At 71.3% G+C, this 12752-nt stretch carries 7 protein-coding genes, 1 tRNA gene and 2 pseudogenes; 7 read left to right on the top strand and 3 right to left on the bottom strand.

The genetic code is table 11. The features are described 5' to 3' along the window. Nucleotides 1-9 precede the first annotated feature (9 nt). The 4 genes from B1L07_10330 (at nucleotide 10) to B1L07_10315 (ending at nucleotide 1825) form a co-directional block, all read left to right on the top strand. The gene (locus B1L07_10330; GenBank protein ID AUZ55413.1) at nucleotides 10-705 is read left to right on the top strand and encodes a nicotinic acid mononucleotide adenylyltransferase; all 696 of its coding nucleotides are present in this window, start codon (nucleotides 10-12) and stop codon (nucleotides 703-705) included. 59 nt (nucleotides 706-764) lie between these two features. Next, the gene (locus B1L07_10325; protein AUZ55412.1) at nucleotides 765-1178 is read left to right on the top strand and encodes a ribosome silencing factor; all 414 of its coding nucleotides are present in this window, start codon (nucleotides 765-767) and stop codon (nucleotides 1176-1178) included. A 75-nt stretch (nucleotides 1179-1253) separates the two neighbouring features. Further along, complete coding sequence (locus B1L07_10320; protein AUZ55411.1) at nucleotides 1254-1724, top strand: 23S rRNA (pseudouridine(1915)-N(3))-methyltransferase RlmH; 471 nt, start codon at nucleotides 1254-1256, stop codon at nucleotides 1722-1724. A gap of 24 nt (nucleotides 1725-1748) precedes the next feature. Continuing rightward, a tRNA-Asn gene (locus B1L07_10315) sits at nucleotides 1749-1825 on the top strand. A 115-nt stretch (nucleotides 1826-1940) separates the two neighbouring features. Here the strand turns inward: B1L07_10315 and B1L07_10310 are convergent. The 3 genes from B1L07_10310 to B1L07_10300 all read right to left on the bottom strand — a co-directional run bounded on the left by B1L07_10310 (nucleotide 1941) and on the right by B1L07_10300 (nucleotide 6553). Beyond that, nucleotides 1941-4772 carry a TonB-dependent receptor gene (locus B1L07_10310; protein ID AUZ55410.1) on the bottom strand — a complete coding sequence of 944 codons (2832 nt, stop codon included), beginning with the start codon at nucleotides 4770-4772 and terminating at the stop codon, nucleotides 1941-1943. A 183-nt stretch (nucleotides 4773-4955) separates the two neighbouring features. After that, nucleotides 4956-5618 carry a hypothetical protein gene (locus B1L07_10305; protein ID AUZ55409.1) on the bottom strand — a complete coding sequence of 221 codons (663 nt, stop codon included), beginning with the start codon at nucleotides 5616-5618 and terminating at the stop codon, nucleotides 4956-4958. 200 nt (nucleotides 5619-5818) lie between these two features. After that, entirely contained in the window at nucleotides 5819-6553 is a 735-nt protein-coding gene (locus B1L07_10300) for a hypothetical protein (protein AUZ55408.1), read from the bottom strand. A 208-nt stretch (nucleotides 6554-6761) separates the two neighbouring features. On the opposite strand from B1L07_10300, the pseudogene B1L07_10295 reads away from it, so the two are divergent. The 3 genes and pseudogenes from B1L07_10295 to B1L07_10285 all read left to right on the top strand — a co-directional run bounded on the left by B1L07_10295 (nucleotide 6762) and on the right by B1L07_10285 (nucleotide 12741). Then, nucleotides 6762-7336 (top strand): annotated as a pseudogene (locus B1L07_10295) (septum formation inhibitor Maf). Nucleotides 7337-7340: 4 nt separating this feature from the next. Then, on the top strand, nucleotides 7341-8831 hold the full coding sequence (locus B1L07_10290; protein AUZ55407.1) for a ribonuclease E/G: 1491 nt from the start codon (nucleotides 7341-7343) through the stop codon (nucleotides 8829-8831). Nucleotides 8832-8994: 163 nt separating this feature from the next. Next, nucleotides 8995-12741 (top strand): annotated as a pseudogene (locus tag B1L07_10285) (TIGR02099 family protein). Nucleotides 12742-12752: the final 11 nt, after the last annotated feature.

The raw sequence follows: 12752 nt of genomic DNA, 5'->3' as shown, positions 1-12752 counted from the left end.
GTGATGGCCATGCCGGGACCAGGCCCGGACCGGTCCGGTGACGGCCTGCTGCTGCTCTACGGTGGCACCTTCGACCCGGTGCACAACGGCCACCTGGCCATTGCCCGCCGCGCCCGTGACGAACTGCAGGCCCCGGTGCGGCTGATGCCGGCCGCCGATCCACCGCACCGGCCGCCGCCCGGTGCCGATGCCGCCCAGCGCATGCGCATGCTGGAACTGGCGGTTGCCGGCGAGGACGCCCTGTGCGTCGACACCCGAGAACTGCGTCGCGCCGCGCGCCAGCCCGGGGTACCGTCGTGGACCGTGGACACCCTGCGGGAACTGCGCGCCGAAACCGGCGCCACGGCTCCGGTCGCCCTGCTGATGGGCGCGGACAGCCTGCTGGGCCTGCCGACCTGGCATGAATGGGAGCACCTGCTGGAACTGGCGCATATCGTCGTCGCCGAGCGTCCCGGCAATGCGCTGGACGGGCAGCTGCCCGCCATGCTGGCCGCGCGCCTGCGCGACGCCTGGGCGGACGATGTCGCATCGCTGCGCGCACGGCCGGCCGGGCGGGTGTGGCGCCTGCGCCAGCCGCTGCAGGCCGAATCGGCCACCGCCGTGCGCGGCCTGATCGCCGCCGGCGGCGCCTGGCGCGGGCTGGTGCCGCCCGCCGTCGCCGCCTACATCGCCGCCCACCGCCTGTATGGATGCGCCACGGCGTGAATGCCGGGCCGGTCCGGGTTCTCTATAATCGCCGCTTCAATTCATCGAGTTCTGCCGCTTTGACCACCGAAGCCCAAGTCATCAAGACCCAGTTGCCCAATCCGCCGCCGTCCGTTCCCGCCCTGCTGGCCTCCGTGCACGCGGCGCTGGAGGAGCTCAAGGCCAAGGACGCCGTGGAGATCGACGTCCGCGGCAAGTCCAGCGTGGCGGATTACCTGGTCATCGCTTCGGGCACGTCGACGCGCCACGTCAAGTCCATCGGTGACGAAGTGGTGCGCTTCGCCAAGGACCTCGGGGTGATGCCGCTGGGCGTTGAGGGCGAGCGCGAGGCCGAGTGGGTGCTGGTGGACCTGGGCGACGTGATCGTGCACGTGATGCTGCCGCGCGTGCGCGAGTTCTACGCGCTCGAGCGCCTGTGGACGGTGGGCGACCAGCCGCCGTCGGCGGCCGACGACGAGCAGCAGGCCGGCTGACCTGCCCGGCCACATGCCACGCGACGGCGCCGCAGGGCGCCGTCTTCGTTTCGACGCCGTGCCGGGAGCCGCGCCATGAAAGCCAGACTGATCGCCACCGGGGAACGCGCGCCATCGTGGGTGGCGCAGGGATTCGCCGAGTACCAGAAGCGCCTGTCGCACTGGTTGCCGCTGGAGCTGGTGGAGATCGAGCCGGGCCTGCGTGGCAAGGGGCGCGACCCCAGGCGCGCGATCGAGGACGAAGGCCGGCGGGTGCTGGCGGCGCTGCCGAAGAATCCGTACGTGGTGGCGCTGGACGTGCCCGGGCGCCAGCTCAGTTCCGAGCAGCTCGCGCAGCGGCTGGAGCACTGGCGCGCACAGGGGCGCGACCTGGCGTTCCTGATCGGTGGCCCGGAAGGGCATTCACCGGAGGTGTCGGCGAGCGCCGACGAGAAATGGTCGATCGGGCCGCTGACCCTGCCGCACATGCTGGTGCGGCTGGTGGTGGCCGAGCAGTTGTACCGCGCCGCGGCGATGCTCGCCAATCACCCCTACCATCGCGCCTGACATGCGTATAGAATGCGCGTCCCCGCCCGAATAGCTCAGCCGGTTAGAGCACTTGACTGTTAATCAGGGGGTCGTTGGTTCGAGTCCAACTTCGGGCGCCAGATTCGAAGGCCTGCATCGCAAGATGCAGGCCTTTTTCGTTGCGCGCGCGCTGCCGGCCGGAAATGCACAGGCCCGGGCATGCCCGGGCCTGTGCAGCCGGCGATCCGTGGCCGATCAGTTGAACGTGTACTTCGCGCCCAGGGTGTAGTAACGGCCGATGGCGCCGCTGTAGTGCAGCGGGTTGTAGTTGACCGCGCCATAGGTCAGCGGATCGAGCGGGGCGATGCGGTCGGTCAGGTTCTGCACCGAGCCGAACACCTCGAACGCATCGGTGACGCGCCAGCGCCCGGACAGGTCGATGCTGTAGAACGACGGCAGCTTGCAGCCGTCCGGGGCATCGCTGCCGTCGGTGAAGTGGTTGGCGCAGCTGTCGCCCTTGAACGCGACGTTGTCGAGGCTGCCGATGTAGTTGGCGATGGCGCTGACGCTGAAGCGGTCCATGTCCCAGGTCAGGCCGAGGTTGAGGCGGTCCTTGGGCGTGCCGATGCAGTTGGTCACGTCGCAGTTGCCATGGGTGCCGGCGTACTCGTACACCGCGCCGGCGCCATCGTCGCGCTTGAACGAGTTGATCCGGGTCCACTGCAGGTCCGCCACCAGCTTGCCGTAGTCGCCCAGCGGCACGCGCTGGCGGATGTCGAAGTCGAAACCACGCACCGTGGTCTGCGCCGAGTTGATGTAGTCCACGCTCACCGCCAGCAGGCTGCCGCTGTTGGGGATGCCCGGCAGGTCGTTGTCCGAGCGCACGCCGCGGCCGGCGGCCAGGGCCTGGTCGGTATCGCCCTGGTTGATCTCGTTGGTGCGCTTGATCTGCCAGGCGTCGAAGGTCAGCGTGGTGGTCGAGGTCGGGTCCAGCACCAGGCCGGCGGTGTAGCTCTTGGACTTCTCCGGCTTCAGGTTGGGGTTGGCCGAGGTGATGATCGCCAGGTTGACCGCGCAGTCCGCCGCGGTGGCGCCGGGCGCCGGGGTGCCGCCGGGGCAGCGCACCGGGTCGCGCGCGGTGCTGAACGCCGCCAGCCCGCCATCGCCGGCTTCGGCCGCGCCCGGGGCGCGGAAGCCCTCGGCGTAGGTGGCGCGCAGCGCGATCCATTCGGCCGGGGTCCACTTCACGCCCAGCTTGGGCGTGCTCGCGGTGTCGCCGCCCTGGTACTTGTCCACGCGGAAGGCGCCGGACAGTTCCAGCGACGGCAGCACCGGCGCCACCATTTCCACGTAGCCGACGGTTACTTTCTGGGTGCCCTTGTAGGCCGAATAACCCAGGCCGATGATGTCGCCGATATCGGTGTAGGTCTGCGGATCGAGCTGCGCCTTCTGCCGCCGGTACTCGGCGCCGAAGGCCAGCCCCAACGGGCCGCCGCGCAGCTCGGTGAGGGTGCGCGACGCCTTGAAGTCGATCATGTCCAGGCTGGTGTTGGCGTTGGCATGGATCGTGGGCGAAATGTAGTCGTACAGGGCCTGCGAGTTGAGCCCGGCGTTGGCCCCCAGGCGCCACCAGCCGACCGGGCTGTTCGGGTCGGACAGCGCGGTGCGCACGTGGCTGTAGCGCAGGAAGCCGGTGCGCTCGTTGACCAGCTGCGTGGCCGAGTGCAGGTAGGCGGTGTCGATGTCCCAGTCGCCCACGGTGCCCTTCATGCCGACCAGGAAGCGGGTGAACTCATTGGTGTTGCGGGTCACGCGCGGGCCCACGTCGAAGGCGGCGTAGCGCAGCCGCGCGTTGGCGCCCAGCGGGTTGTCCGGGTGCCCGGCACCGAGCACGGTGGCGCCGGCGCCGCTGCTGGCGTTGACCGGCCCGCCTGGATAGCCCCACGAGCCGGAGACGCCGCTGGGCGTGTTGTAGAACTCGGTTTTCTTCTTCGAGTAGCCGAACTCGCCGTACAGCTCGAAGTTGTCCGACAGCGCGAACGTGCCGCGCGCGAACAGGTTGCCGAACTCCTCGCTCGGGCTCAGGCTGCGGAAGTCCTGGGTTTCCCACAGGCAGCCGCCACCGGGGTCGGCCGGGGTGATGCTGGAGAATTGCGCGCAGCCCGGCAGCGACTGGTACAGCCCGGTCAACGGATCGCGGATGCTGCCCGCCGGGGAATTGCCGGCCACGGTGCCGCCGGCGGTGATGGCGCCGTTGAGCGGGAAGTTCTGGCCGCCGGCGACGCGGTCGTAGCCGTAGGGGCTGAGGTCGCCGTTGCCGATCCACTTGCGGTTGCGGCGGTCGGAGATGCGGATGCCGTCGGTCTTGCTGACGTCGAGGCTGATGAAGGCGTTGAAGCCGTCCTCGGCGAGGCTGCCGATGCCCGCGGTCAGCGAACCGCGGCGGGCATTGCCGTCGCTGTCGCCGGACATGCCATAGGACGCCTTGGCGATGGCGCCGGTGAAGTCGTTGCGCAGGATGATGTTGACCACGCCGGCGATGGCATCCGAGCCATAGATGGCCGAGGCGCCGTCCTTCAGCACCTCCACCCGCTCGACCGCGTCCATCGGGATCACGCTGAGGTCGGTGAACACCTTCTGGCCATCGTCGGCCAGGCCGTAGGGCGCCATGCGGCGGCCATTGAGCAGCACCAGGGTCGATGCCGCGCCGAGGCCGCGCAGCGAGATGCCGGAGCCGCCGCCGGCGAAGCCGGTGCCGAAGCTCTTGGGGATGGAGCCGGCGCCGTCGCTGGTCAGGGTCTGCAGGTACTCGCCGATGGTGGCCTTGCCGGTGCGGTCGATCTCCTGGCGGGTGATCACCTGCACCGGCGAAGCGGTCTCGGTGGTGACCCGCGGGATGTTGGAACCGGTGACGGTGATGCGGTCGAGGTTGGTGGGCTTGTCATCCGCAGCGCTCTGCGCGAGTGCGGCCGGGGCGGCGATGGCCAGCGTGGCCGGGACCAGCAGCAGGCGCGCGAGGCTGGTGGCAATGCCGGCGCAGAGACGGTTCGGGCGGCAGGCGGGCTGCCGATGGGTCGGATGTTTCACAGTCTTCTCTCCAAGGGAACTGCGGCAGGCGACCGCCGGACCGGCGGCCAGGGACATCGACGGCCGCGAATCTATGTTTTCCCCAGGTGAGGTGATCGTGAAAAATGGATTAATACGCGCGCCTTCACGCCGGTGCCCGCCGGGAAGCGCGGCGGGGCGCTTCCCGGCGGTCCGGGGACGGGCTCAATTCAGCTTGAAATCCACCGGCACCAGGCCATAGGCCTGCACCGGCCGGCCGTTGTCGATGGCCGGCTGGAACTTCCACTGCCGCAGTACCTGGGTGCGCGCGGCGTTGTCCAGGCTGCGGTTGCCGCTGCTGCGCTCCACCCGCACTTCCAGCGGCGAGCCGTCGACGTCGACCAGCACGCGCAGGGTCACCGTGCCCTGCGCGCCGACGCGCAGCGCGTCACGCGGGTAGGTCGGGGCCGGCGCATGCAGGTAGCGCAGCTGCACGCCCGCCAGTGGCGCTGGCGGGGCGACCGAATCGGCCACCGCGGCAGTATCGGTCGGCGCGACGGCCGCGGCCGGTGGCGCGATGACCGCCTCGGTGGCGAACACCGGCATCGGCGCGTCCTCCACCGGGGCCGGCAGGGCGTGGCGGGTCGGCGGCGGGGTGTGGCTGACCACCGGGACTTCCGTCGGCGGTGGCACTGGCACCACCGGGACGATTTCCGGCAATTGCCAGCGTGGCTCCTGGCGGACGGCGTCGTTGCGGATGGGGGCCTGCGACAGCGGAATCAGCAGCAGTCCCGCCGCCAGCGCATGCAGCGCGATGGCCGTGCTGTAGGCGAGGATGCGGGAGGTGTCGAAACGGATCGGGGAAGTGCCGGAATGCGTGCGGACCATGTACCACCTCCATGCAGGGGCGTGTGCCGGATACAACGCTCGGTGGCGCGGGACGGGGTTGCATCGACCCGGCCCGCGCAGCCCCAGTGCGCCCGCAAATCCGCGATCCGGCAAGCGGGGGCGGGTTTTCCGGTCAGCCAGCAGACAGCAAAACGGCGCCCGCAGGCGCCGTTTTCCGCAAGGCCGGGTGCCCCTGGGGTTCAGCGGCCCAGTTCGAACACCACGTCCAGGTTGACCGACAGCGTGGTCTCGCCCGGGGCCACCGCGGTATCCATTTCGGCCTTGCCGGCACGCGCCATCGCCATCATCGGCATCGGCGGGCGGAAGCCGCCACTGCTGCCTTCGGAGATGCTGACGATGCGGCGCACGCGCAGGCCCAGCGACTTGGCGTAGGTCTCGGCGCGGGCCTGGGCCTTCTTCAGCGCGGCCAGGCGGGCCTCGTCATAGACCGGCTCGGGCTGGTCGATCTCGAAGCTGGGGCCGTTGATCTGGTTGGCGCCCTGCGCGGCCAGGCTGTCGAGCACCTTGCCCAGCCTGGTGATGTCGCGCACTTTCAGGCTGACGGTGTTGCTGGCCTGGTAGCCGGTGATCTTCGGCGCCTCGTCGTCGGCGTAGCGGTACTGCGGGTTGAGGTTGACGCCGCTGGTCTGGATGTCGCGCTCGGCGATGCCGGCGGCCCTGATCGCGGCCATCACCTTGTCCATCTGCACCGCGTTCTCGCGCATGGCGGTATTGCCGTCGGCGGCCTGGGTGACCACGCCGGCCGACAGCGTGGCCACGTCGGGGACGCGCCGGGCTTCGGCCTGGGCGGAGATGTTCAGCAGGGTCGCGTCGCTGGCCACGACGGCCGGGGCGTTCTGGGCGTGGGCGGTCATCGGGGCTCCCGAAGCGAAAGACAGGGCGAGCAGCAGCGGGGCGAGGGTGGAATGGCGCATGTGGATCCTCCTTGGACGGATGCGAGGGTGGTGCGGTGGCGATGAACGGGCGGTGAGGCCACGCGGGGTCGGGGCCGCGGCGGGGGAGTTGCCGGTCGTTCAGGGGGCGACCGTCCCAGCGTAGGCGCTAACGCCCCGCCATGGCGAGCATGGTCATGCGCCGCCGATGACAGGCGCGGCCGCAACGGGCGCAGGTTATGCTTCGCCGATGCTCTATCTTGCTTCCCGCTCCCCCGTCGCAACGAACTGCTCGCGCGGCTGGACATCCCGTTCCGCGCGCTCGACCTGGAGGTCCCGGAATGCCGGGGCGCCGACGAATCGCCGCTGGCCTATGTGCGCCGGGTCGCCCTGGACAAGGCGCGCGCCGGGCTGGCGCAGGTCGTCGGCGACCCGCAGCCGGTGGTACTCGGTTCCGACACCGAAGTGGTGCTGGGCGACCGCGTCTACGGCAAGCCCGTCGATGCCGCCGACGCCGCGGCGATGCTGCGCTCGCTGGCCGGGCGCACCCACCGGGTGATCACCGCGGTGGCCCTGGCGGCGCCCGCCCGCGAGGCACAAGTGGTGGTCGAATCGGAGGTGACGTTCGCGGCGATGGCCGAGGACGAGATCGCCGCCTATGTCGCCAGTGGCGAGCCGATGGGCAAGGCCGGCGCTTATGCCATACAGGGGGGCGCCGAACGCTGGATCAGCCGGCTGGCGGGGAGCTATTCGGGCGTGATGGGGCTGCCGCTGCAGCAGACCGCCGCGCTGCTGCGCGGGTTTGGCGTGACCGGGAAGGATTGAACCGATGTCCGAGGAAATACTGGTGAACGTCACCCCGCGCGAGACCCGGGTGGCGGTGATCGAGAATGGCATGCTGCAGGAGCTGCACATCGAGCGTGGCTGGCGCCGCGGCGTGGTCGGCAACATCTACAAGGGCCGGGTGCAGCGGGTGATGCCGGGCATGCAGGCGGCATTCGTCGAGGTCGGGCTGGAGCGCGCCGCGTTCCTGCATGCCAACGACGTGGTTCGGCCGGCACCGGTGGCCGCCGACACCGAGGAAACCGCGCCCAGTCTGCCGCTGCCGTCCTCGGTGCCGATCGTCGAGCTGCTGCGCGACGGCCAGGACGTGGTGGTGCAGGTGGTCAAGGACCCGATCGGCAGCAAGGGCGCGCGCCTGACCACCCAGGTCAGCATTCCCTCGCGCTACCTGGTGCTGCTGCCGCAGTCGAAGATGGTCGGGGTGTCGGCGCGGATCGAGGACGAGGCCGAGCGTGCGCGGCTCAAGGCGCTGGTCACCGAGATATCCGCCCAGCACGGCGGCTATGGCTACATCGTGCGCACCAACGCCGAAGGCCAGCCGGCCGAGGCGCTGGCCGAGGACATCTCCTACCTGTCGCGGGTGTGGAACGTGGTCGAGCGCCGCGGCCGCGAGGCGCCGCCGCGCAGCATCATCTACGAGGACCTGAGCCTGCCGCTGCGCTCGGTGCGCGACCTGATACGCAAGGACGTGGAAAAGGTGAAGGTGGACTCGAAGGAAACCTTCGGCCAGCTGCAGGCGTTCGTCGCCAAGTACATGCCGGTGCTGGCCGAGAAGCTGGAGCTGTACACCGGTGACCGCCCGATCTTCGACCTGTACGGGGTGGAGGACGAGATCGGACGCGCGCTGGACAAGCAGGTGCCGCTCAAGTCCGGCGGTTACCTGGTCATCGACCAGACCGAGGCGATGACCACCATCGACGTCAACACCGGCTCCTTCCTCGGCCAGCGCAACCTGGAGGAGACGGTGTTCCGCACCAACCTGGAGGCGGCGCAGTCGGTGGCGCGGCAGCTGCGGCTGCGCAACCTGGGCGGCATCATCATCATCGACTTCATCGACATGGTCGATCCGGAGCACCGCCGCCAGGTCCTGCGCACGCTGGAGAAATCGCTGGCGCGCGACCATGCCAAGACCACCGTCTACGACTTCTCGCCGCTGGGGCTGGTGGAGATGACCCGCAAGCGCACGGTCGAGAGCCTGGAGCGGCAGCTGTCCGAACCGTGCCCGGAATGCAGCGGGCGCGGCAGCATCAAGACCACCGAGACGGTCACCTACGAGATCTTCCGCGAGATCACCCGCGCCGTGCGCCAGTTCGACGCCGCGCGGCTGCTGGTGATCGCCTCGACCAAGGTGGTGGCGCGCATCACCGACGAGGAATCGGCGGCGGTTGCCGAGCTGGAGGAATTCCTGGGCAAGAGCATCCGCTTCCAGGCCGACGACCAGTACCTGCAGGAACAATTCGACGTGGTCCTGCTGTGAGCAGGCGCCGGCACCGCGGCGGAACGGGCCGCGTTCATTGCCCGTGTGGCAATGTGGCCCGCTGCGTGCCGCAGGCGACCGCCCCGGCTGCCTGCTGACCCCTGGCCCCTGATTCCCGGCCCCGAACCCGATGCCCGTGCTGTCGCGCTACCGTCTCCGCCACCTGCGCCGCCATGCGATCTATGCGCTGGCCGTGCTGCTGGTGGTCGTGGCCGTGCTGGTGGGCAGCCTCAACCAGTTGCTGCCGCTGGTGGAGCGGCACCCGGACAAGGTGGCGGCCTGGCTGAGCGCGCGCGCCGGCCAGCCGGTGGCGTTCGACCACCTGGACACCGCCTGGACCCGCCGCGGCCCGCTGTTGCGGCTCGATGGCCTGCGCATCGGCCAGGGCGAAGGCGTGCGCATCGGCCAGGCCGAGGTGCTGGTATCGCTGTATTCCGGGTTGCTGCCCGGCGCGCCGCTGACCGAACTGCGCCTGCGCGGGCTGGCGCTGACCCTGCAGCGGGCCGACGATGGCCGCTGGTCGGTGCGCGGCCTGCCCACTGCCGCCGCCGCCGGCGATCCGATGGAAACCGTGCGCCGGCTGGGCGAGCTGCAGGTGATCGGCGGCCGCCTGCGGCTCGACGCGCCGTCGCTCGGGCTGGACACCGAACTGCCGCGCATCGACCTGCGCCTGCGCGTGGACGGCGACCGCATCCGCGCGGGTGCGCGGGCGTGGATCGCCCACGATGCCGCGCCGGTGACCGCGGTGGTCGATTTCCAGCGCCAGCGTGGCGATGGCACCGCCTGGATCGCGGCGGCACCGGCCGACCTGTCGGCCTGGCGCGCGCTGCTGCACGTCGGTGGCCTGGACGTGCGCCGCGGCACCGGCACGATCCGCACCTGGGTGGCGCTGAACGACCACCGCGTGGCGTCGGTCATCGCCGATGCCACGCTGGAGCGGCTGGAACTGGCCGGCGCGCCCTTCGCCGCCGGCGGCAAGCCGCCGGTCGCCGGCTTCGACAGCCTGCGGCTGCGCGCGCGCTGGCGCCAGGACGGTGACCGCTGGTACGTGGATGCGCCGCAGTTGCGGGTGGCCACCGGCACGGCCGGCAGCCAGGTGCTCGACGGCCTGCACCTGGGCGGTGGGCGCGAATTCGCGCTGCGCGGGCGGCGCATCGACGCGACGCCATTGCTGCGCGTGGCCGCGCTCAGCGACGCCGTGGAACCGGGACTGCGCCACTGGCTGTACCGCGCCGCGCCGGTGCTGCGCTTCGCCGACGTGGATATCGCCGGGCAGGCGGGCGGGGCCATGCACGGCGCCGGCGAGCTGGAGGAAGCCGCGTTCGCGGCGGTCGCGGGCAGCCCGGGGCTGAGCGGCCTGCGCGGGCGCTTCGAGGGTGATGGCCAGGCGGTGGCGTTGCGGCTGCAGCCGGCGCATCCGCTGCGCTTCGACTGGCCGACCGGGTTCGGGGTCGTCCACACCCTGAAGCTGGACGGCCAGGCAGTGGTCTGGCGCGAAGGCGCCGGCTGGCACGTCGCCACGCCGGCCATGCGCGTGCAGGGCAACGACTACGCGGCCAACGTGCGCGGCGGCCTGTGGTTCCAGGGCGACGGCACGCGGCCGTGGATCAGCCTGGCCGCGCAGCTGGACGACGTGCCGATCACCGCGGCCAAGGGGTTCTGGGTGCGCTCGCACATGAGCCAGGCCGCGGTGGACTGGCTGGACGGCGCGCTGGTCGACGGGCAGCTGCGCGGTGGCGTCGGCCTGGCCGTGGGCGACCTCGACGACTGGCCGTTCGACGGCAATGATGGCCGCTTCGAGGCCGGCGGCCGCATCGACAACGGCACCCTGCGCTTCTCGCATGGCTGGCCGGCGATGAGCGGCGTGGATGCCGACATCACCTTCATCGCCAATGGCTTCGCGCTGCAGGGCAAGGGCAGCCTCGGCGGGGTCAAGGTCGATGCCTTCCGTGCCGGCATCGCCGATTTCCACGAATCGCGCCTGAAAGTGGACGCGCGCACGCTCGACGACAGCGGGCACCTGCTGGCACTGCTGCGGCAGAGCCCGCTGCAGGGCAGCTACGGCGAAACCCTGGATGCGCTCAGTGCCAACGGCCCGGCCGCGGTCGATTTCGGCCTGTCGCTGCCGCTGCGCGGCGGCGAGGGCCAGGTCGGCGGCACCGTGGAGCTGCGCGGCGCGACCCTGGCCGACCGCCGCTGGGACCTGCGTTTCGACAACGTGCGCGGCAAGGCCGAGTACGCCAGTGACGGCTTCCGCGCGACCGCGCTGCAGGTCAGGCACCGCGAGCACGACGGCGTGCTGTCGCTCAGCGCCGGCAGCCCGGTGGGCGATCCCGGCAATGCGTTCGAGGCCGAGCTGACGTCTTCGCTGGCCGCCAGCGACCTGCTGGACCGCGCGCCGGAGCTGAAATGGCTGCAGCCCTACGTGCACGGCACCTCGCGCTGGACCATCGGCGTGGCCCTGCCCAAGGCAGCGGCCGGCAGCTGTGTCGCGCCGCCGACCACGCTCAGCCTGCGCTCGGACCTGCAGGGCACGCGGCTGCAGTTGCCGGCGCCGCTGGACAAGCCGGCCGCCGACACCCTGCCGACCCGGGTCACCGCCAGCCTGCCGCTGGGCAGCGGCACCACCGAAGTCGCCTTCGGCCGGCGCCTGGCGCTGGCCGCGCGCACGCACAACGGCCGTACCGGCGTACAGGTGACCCTGGGCAGCGACCGGGTCAGCCGCGAGCCGCCGGCCGACGGCCTGGTGGTGGACGGGCGCACGCCCTCGCTGGACGCGCTGGAATGGATCGGCCTGGCGCGCGGGCAGGGCGGCGCGGGCGGCGCCGATGCCGACGGCGTGGCACTGAAGCAGGTGGACGTGCTGGCCGACCAGTTGCTGCTGGTCGGTGGCCGCTTCGAGCAGACACGGCTGCGCCTGCGCCCGGGCAAGGACGCGGTGGCGGTGCAGCTGGAAGGGCCGTCGCTGGCCGGCGACCTGTCGTTCCCCGCGGCCGAGGGCGGCACCGTCAGCGGTACCCTGGCGCGGGTGCACTGGCAGGCGGCCACGGCCGTGGCCGGCGAGGCCGGCGACCGTCCCGCGGACCCGGTGGACCCGGCCAAGGTGCCGCCGCTGGCGCTGGACATCGGCGACCTGTCCTTCGGCAAGGCCGAACTGGGACAGACCACGCTGCGCACCCGCCCGCTGGCCGACGGCCTGCAGGTGTCGCAGCTGCAGTTCCGCTCGCCGAAGCAGGCCATCGACGTGACCGGGCAATGGCGCGGCACCGGTGCCCAGGCGCGGACCCGGTTCGAGGCGGCCGTGCGCAGCGAGAACCTGGGCGGGCTGCTGGACAACCTCGGCTATGGCGGGCAGTTGCGCGGTGGCCAGGGACAGTTGCAGTTCAACGCCGGCTGGGACGGCGCGCCGGCCGCGTTCAACCTGGCCGGGCTGGAAGGCACCCTGGACATCGATATCCGCAACGGTCAGATCCTGGAGGTCGAACCGGGGGCGGGACGGGTGCTGGGTCTGCTCAGCGTCGCCCAGCTGCCGCGCCGGCTGCTGCTGGATTTCCGCGACTTCTTCTCCAAGGGCCTGGCGTTCAACCATGCCGAGGGCCGCGTCGCGTTCGGCGACGGCCTGGCCCGCACCGACCGCATCGGCATGCAGGGGCCGGCGGCGGACATCACCATCCGCGGCCAGGCTGACCTGCGCGCGCAGCGGTTCGACCAGACCGTCGAGGTCAACCCGCGCTCGGGCAACCTGCTCACCGTGGTCGGCGCGGTCGCCGGCGGCCCGGTGGGCGCGGCGGTCGGAGCGGCCGCCAATGCGGTGCTGGGCAAGCCACTGGGCGAGATCGGCGCCAGGACCTATCGTGTCACCGGTCCGTGGTCCGACCCGAAGGTGGAAGTGGTCGACCGCGACGCCCCGCGCCTGCCGCC

The sequence above is a fragment of the Stenotrophomonas acidaminiphila genome (assembly GCA_002951995.1).
Taxonomy (GTDB): domain Bacteria; phylum Pseudomonadota; class Gammaproteobacteria; order Xanthomonadales; family Xanthomonadaceae; genus Stenotrophomonas; species Stenotrophomonas acidaminiphila_A.
This window is presented reverse-complemented; position numbering and strand designations above follow the sequence as displayed.